This window comes from Jutongia huaianensis (assembly GCF_014384985.1).
GTDB lineage: Bacteria > Bacillota > Clostridia > Lachnospirales > Lachnospiraceae > Jutongia > Jutongia huaianensis.
The window spans coordinates 15,855-33,295 of the sequence record NZ_JACRSX010000017.1; the positions used below are offsets into that span (position 1 = coordinate 15,855).

15 protein-coding genes are annotated in these 17,441 nt (G+C 45.8%); all 15 read right to left on the reverse strand.

What is annotated here, in order from left to right; all coding sequences use genetic code 11:
* Nucleotides 1-50 precede the first annotated feature (50 nt).
* Nucleotides 51-482, reverse strand: coding sequence for an RrF2 family transcriptional regulator (locus H8704_RS11145; protein WP_022465095.1), 432 nt, complete (start codon nucleotides 480-482; stop codon nucleotides 51-53).
* Between the two features lie 237 nt (nucleotides 483-719).
* Nucleotides 720-2,411, reverse strand: a complete 1,692-nt coding sequence (locus H8704_RS11150) for a sulfate adenylyltransferase subunit 1 (protein WP_249298313.1) — start codon at nucleotides 2,409-2,411, stop codon at nucleotides 720-722.
* A gap of 1 nt (nucleotide 2,412) precedes the next feature.
* Nucleotides 2,413-3,315 carry a sulfate adenylyltransferase subunit CysD gene (gene cysD / locus H8704_RS11155; RefSeq protein ID WP_022465093.1) on the reverse strand — a complete coding sequence of 301 codons (903 nt, stop codon included), beginning with the start codon at nucleotides 3,313-3,315 and terminating at the stop codon, nucleotides 2,413-2,415.
* A gap of 18 nt (nucleotides 3,316-3,333) precedes the next feature.
* Nucleotides 3,334-3,645, reverse strand: a complete 312-nt coding sequence (locus tag H8704_RS11160; RefSeq protein ID WP_022465092.1) for a 4Fe-4S dicluster domain-containing protein — start codon at nucleotides 3,643-3,645, stop codon at nucleotides 3,334-3,336.
* Nucleotides 3,629-5,386, reverse strand: coding sequence for an adenylyl-sulfate reductase subunit alpha (locus H8704_RS11165; RefSeq protein ID WP_249298314.1), 1,758 nt, complete (start codon nucleotides 5,384-5,386; stop codon nucleotides 3,629-3,631). Before H8704_RS11165 ends, H8704_RS11160 begins: the two co-directional genes overlap by 17 nt.
* Nucleotides 5,387-5,410: 24 nt before the next feature.
* Nucleotides 5,411-5,833: a M67 family metallopeptidase gene (locus H8704_RS11170; RefSeq protein WP_249298315.1), complete on the reverse strand. Its 423-nt coding sequence runs from the start codon at nucleotides 5,831-5,833 to the stop codon at nucleotides 5,411-5,413.
* A 409-nt stretch (nucleotides 5,834-6,242) separates the two neighbouring features.
* Entirely contained in the window at nucleotides 6,243-7,046 is an 804-nt protein-coding gene (gene thiF / locus H8704_RS11175; RefSeq protein WP_022465089.1) for a thiazole biosynthesis adenylyltransferase ThiF, read from the reverse strand.
* A complete protein-coding gene (gene thiS / locus H8704_RS11180; protein WP_022465088.1) occupies nucleotides 7,046-7,255 on the reverse strand; it encodes a sulfur carrier protein ThiS in 210 nt (69 codons plus the stop codon). The genes thiF and thiS overlap by 1 nt, the downstream gene beginning before the upstream one ends.
* Before the next feature lie 98 nt (nucleotides 7,256-7,353).
* The gene (locus H8704_RS11185) at nucleotides 7,354-7,668 is read right to left on the reverse strand and encodes a thioredoxin family protein (protein WP_249298316.1); all 315 of its coding nucleotides are present in this window, start codon (nucleotides 7,666-7,668) and stop codon (nucleotides 7,354-7,356) included.
* Between the two features lie 36 nt (nucleotides 7,669-7,704).
* Complete coding sequence (locus tag H8704_RS11190; RefSeq protein WP_022465086.1) at nucleotides 7,705-7,953, reverse strand: sulfurtransferase TusA family protein; 249 nt, start codon at nucleotides 7,951-7,953, stop codon at nucleotides 7,705-7,707.
* Entirely contained in the window at nucleotides 7,946-8,806 is an 861-nt protein-coding gene (locus H8704_RS11195; RefSeq protein WP_249298317.1) for a 4Fe-4S binding protein, read from the reverse strand. The genes H8704_RS11190 and H8704_RS11195 overlap by 8 nt, the downstream gene beginning before the upstream one ends.
* Before the next feature lie 101 nt (nucleotides 8,807-8,907).
* Nucleotides 8,908-10,149, reverse strand: a complete 1,242-nt coding sequence (locus H8704_RS11200) for an O-acetylhomoserine aminocarboxypropyltransferase/cysteine synthase family protein (RefSeq protein WP_249298318.1) — start codon at nucleotides 10,147-10,149, stop codon at nucleotides 8,908-8,910.
* 211 nt (nucleotides 10,150-10,360) lie between these two features.
* On the reverse strand, nucleotides 10,361-14,710 hold the full coding sequence (locus tag H8704_RS11205; protein ID WP_249298319.1) for a hypothetical protein: 4,350 nt from the start codon (nucleotides 14,708-14,710) through the stop codon (nucleotides 10,361-10,363).
* 72 nt (nucleotides 14,711-14,782) lie between these two features.
* On the reverse strand, nucleotides 14,783-15,991 hold the full coding sequence (locus H8704_RS11210) for a S41 family peptidase (protein ID WP_249298320.1): 1,209 nt from the start codon (nucleotides 15,989-15,991) through the stop codon (nucleotides 14,783-14,785).
* A 109-nt stretch (nucleotides 15,992-16,100) separates the two neighbouring features.
* The gene (locus tag H8704_RS11215; protein ID WP_249298321.1) at nucleotides 16,101-17,393 is read right to left on the reverse strand and encodes a murein hydrolase activator EnvC family protein; all 1,293 of its coding nucleotides are present in this window, start codon (nucleotides 17,391-17,393) and stop codon (nucleotides 16,101-16,103) included.
* Nucleotides 17,394-17,441 lie beyond the last annotated feature (48 nt).

Below are 17,441 nucleotides of genomic sequence, written 5' to 3' on the forward strand. Positions count from 1 at the left end.
ATGCCTTATCCTGTATCGCCAAGAAACATTATCGGTATTATTTTTATTATTTAGATTACATAAAATCCGGCTTCTTCCGTCTGCTCTTCTTCCCAGTCCAAGAGATCCTGCAGTGTAATATTATCAACAATATCATTGACCGCTTTTCCCATTTTGTCCCAGACACGGTTGATCACAGAAGCCTTTTCCATTTCGTTGGAGGTGTCCGAAGAAAGGGACATTAAATCCCCCTCCGTCTGCCGCAGGATCATTCCCACCGTGTATTCCTCCGGTGTTTTTTTCAGCAGATAACCACCCTGAGGTCCACGGACGCTCTTAACAAAGCCAGCTTTGTTGAGCACGGAAATAATCTGCTCCAGATATTTTTCTGAAATCTGCTGACGTTTTGCGGTTTCTTTTAACGGCACCGGCACGCCGCGATTATGATTCGCCAGATCCAGCATCAGGATCAAAGCATATCTTCCTCTGGTAGAAATCTTCATATGGAACTCCTCTTCTAACTGCTAAAACTACGGTTGACACTAATAATATGCGAAGCAACTTCTAAAACCATGATGCCACGGATTGCTCCATTGCGACGCAATTTCCGCAATCCTGCAACCACCTCCAATCCCACAGATTTGCAAGCAAATCTGCTTCTTGTCGGTGTTTGGCGGGTCAAGCCAGTAGATAGCAATTTGTATGTAAACATACATTGCTATCTACTTTTGACCCTTGCATCATATCATCCAGAAATTATCAGTGCATATAATTCTACGGTATGTCTCAAATTTGGACCACTTGTTAAAGAACTCTAAATGGTTCTCCTTGTCCAGATTCTTGTACTCATATAAATAATTATCCAGATCCGCCTTAACTCGGATACGGAGGGCAAAACCTCTCTCATCCAGTACCGGAAGTCCTGTGTACTGATAATCGGACAGTAGAATGATATCCTCGATAACACGGTTACGGATTAGAATAACGGCATCGCTGTCTGCTGCAAGAATATCAAAATAATCCGGATACTTGAAGCTGTCGCCCTCGATCGGTACCGTATCTCCTACATGGTATGTCTTATCCTGTGTATTCACCTTGGACAAGAATGCGTTTTCAAGATTGAAATAGAACTCCTCGAAGATATAACCGCCTGTCTTGATATCATCCTTCTGGAAGTAAGGAACCTCACCGTCCTCGGAAACATCCTCTACCACACCGCATGCGGAAGTTGCATGGCTGATACGGTCGATCAGGATTAGCTCACCCAGTGTCTTGTTGGTCTTAAACTTATCAACCACCAGCTTCTCAGAGAATTCCAGATGGCATACGGCAATCTCATTTTTCTCTACATGGTCTGCCGGAATATGCTCGCCACTGTTGACATCAATCTTATACTCAATGCTTTTTAAAATACCCGGAATCTTTTTGGTTCCAAGCTTGACAAGATACTCCTTGCCCAGAGATAACGGCTCGTCGTCCATCCAGAGAAGCGTTGTTGTAACATTTTTGGTGTATGGCAGATCCTCGTCATTGGTAAGCACACAGCCACGGCTTACATCCACCTCACGATCAAGCTGGATCGTTACCGCCTGTCCTGCCTCTGCCTCCTGCACCTCGGTATCTCCGTTCAGGATTGACTTAATGGTTGCCTTCTCATCGCTCGGCAGTGTTGTGATGGTCTCTCCCACCTTAATCTTACCGCTCTCAATCTGTCCCTGGAATCCACGGAACTCATGATTCGGACGGCATACACGCTGTACCGGCATATAAAATACGGAAGAATTCTCCTGCTCTGAAATATCCACTGTTTCAAGATAATTTAAAAGTGTTCCACCCTGATACCAAGGCATATTGTCTGACTCTACCGTGACATTGTCACCCTCTGTCGCGCTGACCGGAATGATCTTCACGCTGTAAAGACCGAGGCTTTCTGCCAGCTCCTTAATATCCTTTTCAATGGCTTTGAAACGCTCCTCGCTGTAATCTACTAAATCCATCTTATTAACTGCAAAGACAAAATAGCGGATACCCATCAGGGCACAGATTCTTGCGTGGCGTCTGGTCTGTACCAGTACCCCCTGCTTTGCGTCTACCATTACAACTGCAAGCTGGGCAAAGGAAGCACCAACTGCCATGTTTCTTGTATACTCCTCATGACCCGGTGTATCTGCCACGATAAAGCTGCGATGATCCGTGGTAAAGTAACGATATGCCACATCAATGGTAATACCCTGCTCACGCTCTGCCATCAGTCCATCCAAAAGCAGTGAATAGTCAATCTCACCGCCACGGGAACCAACCTTACTATCCAGGATCAATGCCTTCTCCTGATCTGCATACAGCAGCTTGGAATCATATAAAATATGTCCGATCAAGGTTGATTTTCCGTCATCTACACTTCCACAGGTTATAAATTTTAATAATCCATTCATCCTAGAAATACCCCTCTCTCTTTCTTTTTTCCATACTTGCAGCACCGCCGTCCTTGTCAATGACACGGCTGGTTCTCTCAGATTCTACGGAGCTTAAGGTCTCCTCTATGATCTCATCCAGTGTGGTTGCATCAGACTCGATACCACCGGAAAGCGGATAGCATCCCAGTGTACGGAAACGAACCATTTTCATCTCCGGCTTCTCGCCCGGCTCCAGACGCATACGGTCATCATCCACCATGATAATATTGCCGTCACGGTAAACAACCGGTCTCTCTGCTGCAAAATAAAGTGGTACGATCGGGATATTTTCCCGTTTAATGTACTGCCAGATATCCTTCTCAGTCCAGTTGGAAATCGGGAATACACGAATGCTTTCGCCCTTGTTGATCTCTGTATTGTATAATTTCCACATTTCCGGACGCTGATTCTTCGGATCCCACGCATGGGACTCATTACGGAAGGAGAATATCCTCTCCTTGGCACGGCTCTTTTCCTCATCACGGCGGCCGCCACCAAATGCTGCGGTAAAACCATATTTGTTAAGTGCCTGCTTTAATGCCTGGGTCTTCATAATATCGGTATAAGCAGCACCGTGGTCAAACGGGTTGATTCCCTGCTTTACCCCCTCTTCATTGATATATTCCAGCATTTCAATGCCCAGCTCTTTTGCCGTTTTATCACGGAACTCGATCATCTCACGGAATTTCCAGGTCGTATTGACATGGAGAAAAGGAAATGGCGGTTTCTCCGGGTAAAATGCTTTCATTGCCAAATGAAGCATTACTGAGCTGTCCTTACCGATCGAATATAACATAACCGGCTTCTCACACTCTGCGGCAACCTCTCTGATTATGTAGATTGCCTCTGCCTCTAATTCATCCAAATGTGTTAATCCACTCATAGTCGTCTCCATCCTTTTCTAATATTTGTTGGAACTGCGCCGGTCCACGTCGATCGTAACCTCGCGTCCGTTGCTTTTATGAATATTCCAATGTAAGATCTGTCCGTCTTTTGTCACAGTCATAACGCTTCCATTGCCGCCAATATCTGCTCCCAGGAAAAATCCTATGGCCCCAACGGGACATTCCTTCACACAGGAAGCACATCCCCAGCAGTCTCTGGGATACCGCATGACTGCCTTTCCCTGCTCCTTCTCGATCAGAGTACCGGGACAAACCTCCATACATTGTCCGCATCCCACACATTTCTGCTGATTAATTTGTATGCTCATAGGATCCCTCCTTTACAATGTCTCTTAAGATGATCTGAAGCTTTCCATCTACCAGACGGGAATTGACATATTTAAAATAATTCTCGTCTGTTTCCGGATAATCCAGATTTTCATTGAAGGAATGCCATCTTGTCTCCTTACGTCCTCTCAAATGAGCGATCAGACTCTTGCAGACGATCAGACGCTCCTTTAATTCATAAACAAACAGAAGCTCATGCATATTTTCTGCCGCTAGCTGATCCGCCAGTGCGATCAACTGGTCGATCTTCTCATCCGCAAGCTTCAACTGCTTCTCGTTATATTGATAATGGGTTGAAATGCCGCCGGCATATTCATCCATCACCTTCTGCATCGCTTCCTCCAGCTCCTCTGCGGTAAAGGAAGATTTATGTTCACTCAGGATATGCCGGTAAGCATCAATCTCCTGTCCTGCCTCTGTCTCAATGTATTTCTTTATCTTTTCCTGAGAAGATTCTGCTTTTTTCGCCAAATCATTCTCAAACGGACCTGCTTTTCCATCGGAAACCTTTGCATTTCCGATAAGCTGTGCTTCAATTGCCTTTGCCGCAAGTTCTCCCTCCGCCAGTGCTCCGGTCACATATTTCTGCGGACAGCCTCCTGCCACATCTCCTGCGGCATAAAGACCATGGATCGTTGTCTCCCGGTTGGTATCCACCCAGTAACCACTGGCGGTATGACCTCCCACAATATAAGGCTCCGTTCCCTCAATCTCCACATCCTGCTCTCCCGGAAGCTCTCCGGTTTCAATCCATTTCAATGTCTGGCTTGGTGCCATATTCAGATAGGCTTTCAGGAGATTCTCTTCCTGTTCCTTATCAATTCCGCTTGTTTGCAGATAACATGGACCATTTCCCTGCTGATTTTCCTTGACCGTGCCATAGACACGCTCGCTGGTGGTAAGTCCGTATTTATCCTCATAGACAAAGCCTCTGGAATTAACCTGCCTGGCTCCGACACCCTGTGCAATGGTTCCGGTTGGGGCAATAGTATCCTTACATCTCAGTGCGATAAAGCGCATCTCAAAGGATGTCATCTCGGCTCCCGCCTGAATCCCCATTGCATATCCGGCTCCTGTATTAAACGGCGGATACCACATTTTATGTCTGGAAAAGCCCGGATTATTTGGCTTGTAAAGTCCTGCAGCGCCTCCCGTTGCTACCAGAACAGCCTTTGCTTCGATCACATAGGCCTCCTCATCCTCCAGAGAAAATCCTACGGCACCGTAAACAGCTCCGCCCTTTGTCAGAAGCTTTGTGATATTCACCTGGTTTAAAATGGATACGTTTTCCTGTGCCTGCACCGCTTTGGCAAGGATCGGCTTGAAGTTTTCGCCATTGATCTTGATATTGCGGTTTCCTCTGGTAACATATTCTCCATTTTCATCCTTGAGGATAACAAGGCCAAGCTGCTCCATATCTGCCGTCACTTCATTGAAATGCTCTGCCGCTGTCAATAAAAGATCTTCTCTGACAATGCCGGCAGCATCCTTTTTGGCATAATCCACATAATCCTGCGGTACATGACCTTTTGTGATATAGGCATTGATAGCATTGACCCCCGCTGCCAGACAGCCGCTGCGCTTAATATGTGCTTTCTCCGCGATCACAATAGACAGCTCCGTATCCCGGCTCAGTGTCAGCGCTGCATAACAGCCTGCTGTACCTCCTCCGATGATCAGCACGTCTGTCGTAATCCGGCGCACCTCGAAATCTTTACTCATGGAACCATCCTTTCTGTGTCGTGTTTATATATACTGTATCTCGTGTATCGTAACGTTTTTCTCCGGATCAATGCCAAATGCTTTTAATACCGGATGATCTGCCTCCTGCAAAGACAGGATCAGGTATTCCATCGTGGAATCATAAGCCAGCCGTTTGTCCTCCTCCGAAGGACGGGATGGCGACTCCGGATGGGAATGAAAGTTGCCGATCAGCTTCTTTCCTTTGGCTCTCGCATCCTTCACGGCTGCAAGCTGTTCCTTGGGATCCATGGAAAAATGTTCATTGCTTGCATCAATATTGGTCAAAAGATATACATCTGTGATCATCTTGATCTCTCCGTCAATATCTCCTGCCAAAAGACCACAGGACTCGTTCGGAAGTCCTGCCCGGCAGTGTGCCAGGATCTTCTCATAATCTTCCTTTTTCATTTTCAGCGTGATCGCCATATTTTCACCTTGCTTTCTATATCATCTCTTTATTCTGTATTCTATTTACCGGTGTTTTCTGCTTCAAACCACAGCCCGCTGCTTACGCAGCTTCCGTCTGTGCTTCGCACATCCTCCGGCTGAGGTTGAAGGGCGGAAACAGCCTTACCGGCTTACATAAAATAAGTTTCCTGCTTTCTGCAAGCAAGCTTGCAAAGCAGTCTACTCTTTTGCTTTAAAACTATTCACCGGTGTTTCCTTCTTCAGACCACAGCCCGCTGCTATCGCAGCTTCCGTCTGTGCTTCGCACATCCTCCGGCTGAGGTTGAAGGGCGGAAACAGCCTTACCGGCTTACATAAAATAAGTTTCCTGCTTTCTGCAAGCAAGCTTGCAAAGCAGTCTACTTATTTTATGCACCGGTGAATAGTTTTACTTAAGGTCACACTCTGCCTGCTCATAATCGATCAGCTCTGTGATGGTTGGCTCATCACCGCATACCGCACAGTGATCATCCTTCGGAAGCTTAATGGTATGGAATTCCATCTTTAACGCATCATAGGTCAGAAGCTTTCCTGTGAGAAGATCTCCCTTGCCAATAATATATTTGATGGCCTCCATCGCCTGCAGGCTTCCGATCACGCCGCCCATAGCACCGATGACACCAGCCTGCTTACAGGTTGGAACGGCATCCTTTGGCGGTGGATTCTTGAATACACAACGGTAACATGGTCCTTCTCCCGGTACATAGGTCATAAGCTGGCCCTTGAAGCGGATGATACCGGCATGGGAAAATGGCTTCTCTGCCATAACACAGGCATCATTGATCAAAAACTTTGCCGGAAAGTTATCGGTACCGTCAATAATGAAATCATAGTCCTTAATGAGATCCATAATATTGCTGGAATCTACGAAAGTGCGGTATGTCTTTACGGTTACATCCGGGTTGATTGCTTCCATAGTCTCCGCTGCGGATTTTACTTTTGCTTTACCCACATCATTAGTCGTATGAATGACCTGTCTCTGCAGGTTGGAAAGATCTACCTCATCCGCATCCACAATACCGATAGTTCCTACTCCTGCTGCTGCCAGATAAAGTGCTGCCGGGGCACCAAGTCCACCGGCACCGATGATCAGAACGCTGGCATTCAGCAGCTTTTTCTGTCCCTTCACTCCCACTTCCTGGAGAATGATATGACGGGAATATCTCTCAAGCTGTTCGTTTGTAAAAGCCATTATCTTGCTCCTCCTCCCATGAAGTAAAGAAATTCTACAGCATCTCCGTCCTTCAGGACAGTCTCGCCAAACTTCTCTCTGTCTACGAAATCATCATTGATCGTTACCGTAACATACAATGGATTCTCTACATTTTCCTTCTCAATGAGCGTCTCTACTGTTACGCCCTCTTCATACTCCTTTTTGTTTCCTGCGATTGTGATTGTCATAATGATAACCTTTACCCTTTCCTGTATCCGGCTTAACCTGCAGACACATTGACTTTTTATTTTTATGTGTCCTGTTTTACGGACACTGTTTTGCATTTTCAGATATCTGTCACAAGCTTTGTGATCTCTTCTCTCTTTGCCACTCCGGTGAGTCTCCACTGCTGCTCTCCGTGAATGAAATAGATCAGTGTTGGTGCTGACATTACATCATACTTACCGGCAAGACCCTGCTCATAATTCACATTGACTTTGACAACATCAAGCTTACCCTCGTAATCTTCCTCAATCTCACCAAGCACACCAGTCATTCTTTTGCATGGAATGCATGTATCCGAATAAAAATCCACCAAAACCGGCTTATCCGCTTTCAATACCTTTTCTTCAAACTGCTGCTCATTAATTCTTGCTGCCATATGTATCACCATGCCTTTCTATGATTTGTTCTTTCTTTACTCTTCTTCCACCTTGCGGACGATCAGGGTGTAAGTTCCATCCTCATTGTCCTCCAGCTTAAGGATCTGATGACCCTCTTCTTTTATACTTCTCGGTACATTCTGTACCGGCTCGCCGTCATTCATCTTGATTGCAAGGATCTCTCCATCATCAAGCTCCTCCAGTGCAACCTTTGCCTTCACAAAAGTTACCGGGCAAACCACATCTGTAATATCTACATTATCATCAACCTTAATCTCAGCCATCATATGCCTCCTTTAATACCTTGTATAATTTATCGCTTCCTACTCTGTCAATGGTAAACTTGAAACGCTCTCCTGCGTTTGCGTGATCATCAAAGAACTGGATCGCTGCATCTGTCACCCGGAAAAGCTGTTCCTCTGAGGTGATCGGTGGCAGCATATACTGGCCTTCCTTGATGGTATTTCCAAAGGTACCGCCACAGGATACCAGATATGCACTCTGAGAATCCCATGCGTCTGTCGGACAGGACTTCACGCAACGGCCACAGTAATTACATTTGCCCTGATCCAGTGTGATCTTTCCATCCTCCAGCTTCAATGCTCCCTCGCGGCAGACCTTTACGCAAAGTCCACAGCTGATGCAGGCATCCTCTTTCCAGGCTACCTTTGTGGCACCCTTGATTCCCACATCATTTTCCTCTGCCTTAAGGCAGTTGTTACGGCATCCTGTTACACCAAACTTAAATTTGTGTGGAAGCTCTCTCCCGAAATAACGATCATCCAGCTTCTTTGCAATGTCCTGTGTATCAATGTTACCGCTTGGACAAACTGCATTACCCTGACAGGCTGTCACGGTACGGACTCTCGGTCCGCATACTCCCGGCTTGCAGCCACCCTCAGCAAGCTCTTCCTTCACCACGTCAATATCATCTAATTTAATAAACGGAATTTCTACTCCCTGTCTGGAGGTAAGATGTACATACCCCTCACCATGTTCCTCTGCAACCTCAGCGATCTTTTTGAGATTTTCTACTGTAAGAGTTCCTCCCACTACGGCGATACGAAGAGAAAAGTTATTTTTCTGCTTCTGTCTCATAAATCCGCCCTTTTTTAATGTTCCGTAATCTACTGCCATGTTCTGTACCTATCCTTTCATATTTCATATGCCCTTTATATCTTAAACTGCGCCAGCCGCAGCTTTCTCCTTTGATCTTCTTTTATCAGATCATTTCTTATTTATGCGTTTACTGCACGGATTGCAGTTTCAAAATCCTTTTTCAGATCCTCAATATCCTCAATACCAACACTGATCCGGATCTGATCCTCATATACTCCCGACTGGAGCTGATCTTCTTTGGAAAGATGGACCGCGATCGTAGATGCCGGATGAAGAACCAATGTCTTGGTGTCCCCAATATTGGACAGAATGTATGGAAGTTTTAATGAGTTAATGATCTCAAATGCTTTTTCCCTGCTTCCTGTCCTCACTGTGATGATCGCTCCAAATCCACCGTTTAACTGTTTCTTTGCCAGCTCATAGTACGGACTCTCCGGTAGTCCCGGATAATTTACGGTAAGTCCTGCTCCCATATCTCTCAGGAACTCTGCCAGTTTCCAGGCATTGTCACACTGTCTCTGCATTCGCAGTCCCAGAGTTTCCAGCCCCAGATTATTGAGAAATGCGTTTTGCGGAGATAAACAGGCTCCCGTATTTCGGAACAATCCATTTCGAAGCTTTGCCACATATGCCATTGGACCAAATTTTTTATAAGGTATAAGTCCGGGATATCTCTCCGGATCCCATTGAAATTTTCCTCCCCAGGTGAGGATACCGCTGATGGCATCACTGTTTCCATTTATGTACTTTGAAGAAGAGTTTACCACCACATCAGCTCCAAGCTCCAGCGGCTTTACCAGATAAGGAGTTGCCACGGTATTGTCTATGACAAGAGGCAGTCCATGGGAGTGTGCCATATCTGCCACTGCCTGAATGTCTGTGACATCCAGCTTCGGATTACCGATAGTCTCTGCAAAGATTACTCTCGTCCGGTCTGTGATGAGCTTCTCATAAGCCTCCGGCTCATTCTCTGTCACATACCTTGTAGTGATCCCGAATCTTTCCAGATCCTCGAAAAGCTCCACAGTGCCGCCGTAAAGTCCGGCTGCCGCAACCACCTCGTCCCCGGTCTGCAGGATATTGGCCAGTGCATTAAATAATGCCGCCATCCCGGAAGCACATGCGACACTTGCCACTCCGTGCTCCAGTTTTGTAATTCTCTTTTCAAATGCCTCCACGGTAGGATTATTGATCCGGGTGTAAGAAAACCCCATCGCCTTATTCGTGAAGATATTTTCCAGATCTTCGGCACTTTTGTGCTGAAAGGCACTGCTTTGATAAATCGGTGTATGAGTGGCTCCGTAAGGATCCTCCTGTGGTACACCGTGCAAAAGCATTGTGTTAAATCCATACTCTGTCATTTGTTTTCTCCAATCCCTTTAATCTCTATCAACTTACTAGGGATATATTACACCCCTTTTCATACTTTGTCAATAGGAATTATCAAAAAATGTTCCCGATTGGATTTTTCTCCTGAGATGAGGCAATCCGGTCCAAAACGTCAACAAGCGCCGCACCTTTCGTACGACGCTTGTGATTTTCTCTCTGATCTCTCAGAAATGTTATTCTGTTTTATTTGAATGCTGTTACATACAAATACAGGAAGTATGTCTTATCATTCTGCTTTACAGTTACACGCATCAGGGATTTTCCCTTCTTCTTTGCGGTGTAACGCCCTTTTTTGTTAATCGGCAGTGCCTTCTTATTGTATGACACATACTTCACCTTTGCACTCTTTTCCAGACCATAGATCTTGATCTTTGTTGACTTCTTCAGCTTTCTCTTCTTAGCGATCAGAATCGTAGGAGTCTTGATTCGGCCGGACTTAAACTTCTTCAGCTCGGTCGCATTCTTAAACTTCTTCCGAACTTCAATCTTGACAACCAGACGGTTGCTGTATTTGCCCTTAACTGCTGTAATAGTAAGAGTTGCTTTTCCTTTTTTCTTTGCCTTGATAACACCCTTCTTATTCACAGTAGCGACTTTCTTGTTTGTAGATGTTACGATCACTGTCGCACCCTTACATTTCATCATCTTCAGCTTTGCTTTAGATCCCTTCTTCATTACCTTATGAAGCTTGAAGCCTGGAATCTTGTATGCATTGGCCAACTCCAGAAGCTGCGAATAAGTATATGGACATCCACCATCCTTCAATCGCTGGTTTACTGCATCCTGCTCTGCCGAAGACATCTCATTCCATTCCTTCTCACCGGATGAAATAATATCCTTTGTGAGATCATCCACTTTCTTAACGATATCACCGGTTGAATCTTTTCCGTGATCCTCTACAAATTGATCCACTCTGCTGATCTGATCCGGTGTCAACTGTGATGACGTTGCAGCCGGTACCGTTGTTGTCAAGGTATTCGGACTTGTCACCGGTGAAGCAGACGGTTTTCCACTTGGTGCCGGAGATTTACCTGCATTCGGATCATTACTTGGTGATACGGATGGACTTGGGCTTGCATCGTCTCCCGGCTCACCGCTTGGTGATACGGATGGGCTTGGGCTTGCATCGTCTCCCGGCTTACTGCTTGGTGATGTGGATGGGCTCGGACTTGTACTTGGCGATGGGCTCGGACTTCCCGTCGGCTGACTGGACTGTACCGGCTTCGGCTCAGAAATAATATCCGGAGATCCACCTTCAATCTGTTCCGGTGTGAGATCCTTCAATATACCATCATCAACCGTAGCATCCTTTCGAACGGCAACTACCTTGTAGGTACCGTCTGCCGGCAGATTGGAGAAGATCACCTTTCCTTCGCCGCCCCCGCTCCAGTAATTGCCGGACTTGTCATATACATATTCCTTCTTATCCGGATCGTATGTAACTCCCAAAGAGGTATACTTACCATCCTTCTTTACCATAATACCGTATTTATATTCCGGATCAGCCGGATTTACTACAACGGAAATGGTATCATCCTCGTTATTTTCTAAGGTGTTCTTATCATCATAATCACCGATCTTTGCATTGATTTCCGGTGCTACGATAACAACATCTGTGGTTGTTTCTCTCTTAGCATAGATAATATACTGCTCATTCTTATCTACTGTAAAGATCAGCTTGCCGCCCGCTTTCGCCGGTCTGTAATATCCCGGGAGCTCCTTCGTAAAGATCGTCGGATGCTGTTCAATATTATGTTCATCGACCGTTGGAATGTCAAGCAACGGTGTTCCGGTGCCACTCGCCTTTACAATGGCATACACTGTATCTTCCATAGTCGGTGATACTACGATCAGTCTCTTTCCATCCTCATTAGAATCCTCAATCTTTACATCGGAATCTGTACGGGTTGTATCATATTTTGAAGAATCAATCGTTCCCTTATACGAACCGTTTCCGGTCACCTTAACGCCAATCTTTTTGTCGATCTCGTCCGTTGTCAGCCTGTAGCTGCGGTCTGTGGCATCTTCGATCGGTGTGAATTTTCCATCGTCACTCCAGATACCCCACTGATAAGTCAGGGAATCATGAGAATCCTCCGGTGTAACACCAGTAATGTCTGCAGTCAGGATCGTTCCCTCTCGCTTCACCTCATATGGATCGCCATTCGCATCCTTTTCTGTTGTTTCGTTAATAATGCCAACCGTTCCCTTAATGGATTCTCTTTGCTGTGTTGTTGTATATGGGAAAGAACGTCTGGTTCCATAGTAACCGCTGTCCTCGTCTGCAGTAACAGATACCACCAGATCTTTATTCAGATCTTCTTTTCTCAGAGTATAATTCTTGCCGGTAGCACCTTCGATCTTTGTCAGAGTACCATCTGTCGCACGGATAGACCACTGATATGTCAGAGTGGCCTTTGCTCCCTCCGGTGTGATCTTATCAATATTGGCAGTCAGAACTGTGCCTTCCTTATTCAGGTCATTTCCTTCCTCATCCGTTGCATCATTCTCGATAACAGGTCTGCCTCCAATGGCAACCGGTGCCGGTGTGGCAGATGGTGCGTCTGACGGTGCCGGTGTTGGTGTTGCTGCTGCCGGAACAGAAAGCGCCTCCTGTGAGGTTGCCTCTCCTGTATAATCATCCGAATCGTCCTTTGCTTTTACCGTCAGATAGAGATCCTTTCCCTGATCTGCTTCTTTGATAACATAGGACTTGTCTGTACCGACAATCTCTTCCTTGCCTGTTTCCGGATCCTTGGCAACCCACGTGTACTCCAGCTGATCCCCGATCGTGGAATCCTTTGGACTTACCAGCTTATCAAGATTCGGTACCAGAACAGTTCCCGGTTCCAGCTCGTCATCCGAATTCTTCTTATCAATTGACGGAGAGCCGGTCAACGGCTTTTTGGTATGTGTCGCATCAAACGGATCAGAGCTTACGACACTTCCCTCATATTTATTCTTTCCAACCAGCTCCACCTTAATATTATGATCGATCAGATCTCCTGTTAATGTGATTCTGTCATTGGTAGTAGAAATCTCTTTCCATACGCCGGTATCCTTATCCTCATAATACCATTTATAAACATAATCAGCATCATCCGGTGTAACATTGCTCACGTCTGCAATCAACTGGGTACCCACTTCAATTTTGGTAACTCCGTCTCTTAACCTGATCGCCGGCTTACCCTTCATGGTCTCCTTCGGAGCATCTGTGGATTCAGGCTCTTTTACGTTTGGATTTACTACCTTGTCCTCGATCGTGCTGCCGGATATGATAACATCCTCACCCAGGCTGTCCTTCAGTTTCTGATTATCTCCCGGCATACCACCGAACTCGATATAATAACCGGAAATCGTAGCATCATTTGGCCAGTCATTCCAACGGCCATACTCATACTGACCATAATATCCAAAGCCCTCCTGCTGCATCGAAGTACCACCGTTTGGCTCTACATGGCTGCCATTTTCCCAGTTTGAGAAACAGCCGGTATAAGCTTCAAATCCACCATCGCCGGAACCATATCCGCAGGAATTGATCTGCTGTCCAAATTCCAGTCCCTTCTCCGGACCGCTGACCCAGCGCCATACAAAGTTTGGATCATCCGGACCCTGAAATGCAGGAAGCTTCTCTGTTTCCTTGCCTGCTTCAACGTCTGCCAGAGACATTCTGGTACATCCGATCCATCCCATCTTGGCATAATTGCTATAAAGCGGGAAGGTAGAATACAGAAAACGATCCTCACCACGGGATGTCAATGTTGCCAGATATCCTGTGACACCGCTAAAATTAGCCGTCTGTGCCTCCTCATAAGCCTTCTTCCATGAGCCTGTCTCCCAGCCGTATGCTTCCTTCGCAAATGGAACATATCCATAGAAATGACCATTGTAATAATGAAGCTGTACTTCCTTCTCATTGATCGTCACCTTCATATCAGAGCTTGACAGCGTCGTTGCTGTAATGCTGACCTCCTGCTTACCATCCTCACTGGTAGTAAAGCGAAGGGTACGGAGATATGACTGCACCTCGCTGATAAGTGCACCCTGCGGTGTAGCATCAGATCCGTATGCCGAATCAAAATCAAAGGTAATAGACTCATACATAGAGGTACTGTCTGTGGAAAGCTCTTCATTACTACTTCCCTGACTGACACCACCCTCTGTGCCATACTTTTCGTCAAGACTTTCCTTGGTGAGAATACCCTTACCGGTAATCTTTTTGCCCAGGTAATCCTCAATCGTTGTCCCCGTTACTCTGATATATCCACTGTCAGAGCTTCCGGACGTAACTGTATCGCTTGCCTTTACAGTCAGGTTGTGTATTCTTTTTGACTTATTGGCAACTGTAACAGTCAGATCCGGATATGTATAATATCCGTTGGAAGAGATTTTTGCATCACCAAATGTAATGGTCGCTTCCCCGTCTGCTTTTGCACTTAACGGGCTTGCAAATTCTCCGCCAAAAAGACTCAGTACCATAGACAAAACCAACAACCATGATATGCTGCGTTTTCTCATTCTTTTTCGGTTCATGAATTTATCCCTCCTATAATTTATGTATTTTATATCGGAAAAGTTTTCCTTTTCCTTTACAGCTTAATAGTATCATTTATTCAGCAAATATTCAACCGCTCTTTCCATCTGATTATCAATGGTCAAACCGCTTTTTTTCTGGGTATAAGTCGTTTCATCCAAGGCCACGGAAATATCCGGTTCCAGACCTGTTCCATGGATATTTCTTCCCTTTGGCGTATAATACTTTGAGGTAGTCAGTTTCAATGCCGTACCATCCGGCAGATCAAATACCGTCTGCACGATCCCTTTTCCAAATGTCGTGTTTCCCACAAGAACTGCTTTTTTGTAATCCTGCATCGCTCCGGAAAATACCTCTGATGCACTGGCCGAATTTTCATTCACCAGAATCGCAACCGGTTTATCAAAGCTCTCCTCATCGGTCGCACTGTAAACCTCCTTCTCGCCGTTCTTATCCTTGGTATAAACCAGAGTTCCCTTCGGCAGAAGCCGGTCAAGCATATCCACAGCGGTACTCAGAAGTCCTCCTCCATTATTCCGCAGATCAATGATCAACGACTTCTCACCTTCCTTCTCCAACTTCTTTAAAGCATCCCTGAACTGCTGCTTTGTCACCTCTTCAAAGGAGCTGACAGCGATATAGCCAATCTTGTTATCCAGCATTCTGGATTCCACTGTCTGGGAATGAATTTCCTTTCGTGTGATCATATATTTTTTCTGATGTCCGTCACGCAGTACCGTAACCTTCACTTTCGTCCCGGCATCTCCCTTTGTCTTACTGATCAATGCTGTGAGATCCATTCCCTGCGTCGAAATGCCATCCACTTCAACGATCATATCTCCGGACTTCATCCCTGCCTTCTCTGCCGGTCCTCCCTTTATGGTCTGTACAATGCTGATCGCCCCGTCTGTTGCGCTCTGGCTTACAACCGCACCAATACCACAATAATTTCCGGAAGTTTTTTCCTTCATATCCTGATATTCCTCTTCATTGTAATAAGCAGCATATGTATCCCCCAGGCCGTTTACCATCCCCTTGCAGACAGCATCCTGCATTTTTTCCTGGTCAATGTCATCCAGAAAAAACTGATTTACATAAGACTGAATCTCTGTCATTTTCCGCTGCAGACTGCTGTTGAGAATACTGTTAGAGCTCCCATGCAGCACCATGGTCAGATCGATCCTCCCTGTCGCCGTCATTATCACACATCCCAGCAGAACACATGTGATCACCGACAATGCTCCTCCCAGAAATCCCTGCCAGAATTTTTTGTCTTTCATAAAACCACACCTTTCCATTTCTCTATCTCATTATATAACTTTATTTTCCCCTTCTATGACTTAAAATACCTGCAGCGCTACCCTGTGCTGCAGGTATCCTTTTGTTCCCTTACGGTTGTTTTACATAATACATCGGATTTACATAATTTCCTGATTTGTACATAGCAAAATGCAGATGGGGACCTGTAGATATGCCGGTGGATCCGGACTTGGCAATCACCTGCCCCTTTTCCACATGCTTTCCCACGGAAGTCCTTAGCTGGGAACAGTGCATATAATAAGAATAAATGCCCCCTCCATGATAAATTGCCACATAATTTCCGGCTGAAGAAGAATACGCTGCAGTTACAACCTTTCCTTCCTTGCATGCCAGCACATTTGTTCCCGTGTTAACCGCAATATCAACACCTTTATGATAGCTGCTGGCTCCTGCCGTCGGTGCTTTTCGATATCCAAATGTGGAAGTAATCCTTCCGGATACCGGCAGCGGCCACGCATATTCTCCGGTAGTTGGCACGATCTGAACCGTATTTCCATCCTGCTCCTGGGCAGAAATATTGTCTCGATTCTGCTGCAAAAGGTCTTCTATTTCCTGTTCCTGTGCCGCGATCTGTGCCGCATAACTTGCCACATTCTTTTTATTATCACTAATAAGTCCCTGATAAACCTTTATCTGACGGGTCTTTTCTTCGGAGAGCTGCTCCACCTTTTCTTTCTCATATTTCAGAGAATTTTTCGTTGCAACTACTTCCTTCTGCTTCTCCTCCGCTCTCTGCTGCGCCAGAGTCACTTCATCCAGCACCTGCTGATATCTGTTGAGCAGAACCTTATCATAATCTGTGACCTTTTCAACATATTCCTCTCTGCTGAGAAAATCTGCCAGACTACGGGATTTCATCAAATATACGAGATAATTATTGTCCGAATTTTCGTACATATATTTGATATGCGCTTTCATCCCGTCATACTGTTCCTGCTGCAGACTCTGTGCCTTTTCGTACTCTTCATGGACCTCCTGGATCTCTTCTTTGATCGCTTTCATTTCCTCTTTGTTACTTTCAATGTTATCCAGCAGGTTCATCATCTGCATATCCAGAGTTCTCACATATTTATTTACATCATCTGCAAATTGCTGAATGTTATCCAGCTTTTGTTCCAGAACCTTCTGTTCTTCTTCCAGTCCCTGTTTTTTCTTTTCTGCCGCGTCCAGCTGCCCCTGATAGCTGTTATCCCCGGAAGTGCTGCTTGTATCCGGGTCTGTTCCCTCGCTCTGCTGAGGTGCCGCATATACTTTATCCATGTTTTTCAGTCCCGGCAGCTCCGTCTTAACAAAACCAGAAGCTCCTGTCAGTACAGCACCCGCCAGCCATACACCGGCCGCAATCTTCCATCTGCGTCTCATCCTGTCTCACTCCATTCCTTCTGCACAATTCATTTCACCCGGTCTGCT

Bases quoted from the DNA above. Each gene is read 5' to 3' on its own strand.
- H8704_RS11145 (WP_022465095.1), bottom strand. From the start codon at position 482: ATGAAGATTTCTACCAGAGGAAGATATGCTTTGATCCTGATGCTGGAT.
- H8704_RS11150 (WP_249298313.1), bottom strand. From the start codon at position 2,411: ATGAATGGATTATTAAAATTTATAACCTGTGGAAGTGTAGATGACGGA.
- cysD (WP_022465093.1), bottom strand. From the start codon at position 3,315: ATGAGTGGATTAACACATTTGGATGAATTAGAGGCAGAGGCAATCTAC.
- H8704_RS11160 (WP_022465092.1), bottom strand. From the start codon at position 3,645: ATGAGCATACAAATTAATCAGCAGAAATGTGTGGGATGCGGACAATGT.
- H8704_RS11165 (WP_249298314.1), bottom strand. From the start codon at position 5,386: ATGAGTAAAGATTTCGAGGTGCGCCGGATTACGACAGACGTGCTGATC.
- H8704_RS11170 (WP_249298315.1), bottom strand. From the start codon at position 5,833: ATGGCGATCACGCTGAAAATGAAAAAGGAAGATTATGAGAAGATCCTG.
- thiF (WP_022465089.1), bottom strand. From the start codon at position 7,046: ATGGCTTTTACAAACGAACAGCTTGAGAGATATTCCCGTCATATCATT.
- thiS (WP_022465088.1), bottom strand. From the start codon at position 7,255: ATGACAATCACAATCGCAGGAAACAAAAAGGAGTATGAAGAGGGCGTA.
- H8704_RS11185 (WP_249298316.1), bottom strand. From the start codon at position 7,668: ATGGCAGCAAGAATTAATGAGCAGCAGTTTGAAGAAAAGGTATTGAAA.
- H8704_RS11190 (WP_022465086.1), bottom strand. From the start codon at position 7,953: ATGGCTGAGATTAAGGTTGATGATAATGTAGATATTACAGATGTGGTT.
- H8704_RS11195 (WP_249298317.1), bottom strand. From the start codon at position 8,806: ATGGCAGTAGATTACGGAACATTAAAAAAGGGCGGATTTATGAGACAG.
- H8704_RS11200 (WP_249298318.1), bottom strand. From the start codon at position 10,149: ATGACAGAGTATGGATTTAACACAATGCTTTTGCACGGTGTACCACAG.
- H8704_RS11205 (WP_249298319.1), bottom strand. From the start codon at position 14,710: ATGAACCGAAAAAGAATGAGAAAACGCAGCATATCATGGTTGTTGGTT.
- H8704_RS11210 (WP_249298320.1), bottom strand. From the start codon at position 15,991: ATGAAAGACAAAAAATTCTGGCAGGGATTTCTGGGAGGAGCATTGTCG.
- H8704_RS11215 (WP_249298321.1), bottom strand. From the start codon at position 17,393: ATGAGACGCAGATGGAAGATTGCGGCCGGTGTATGGCTGGCGGGTGCT.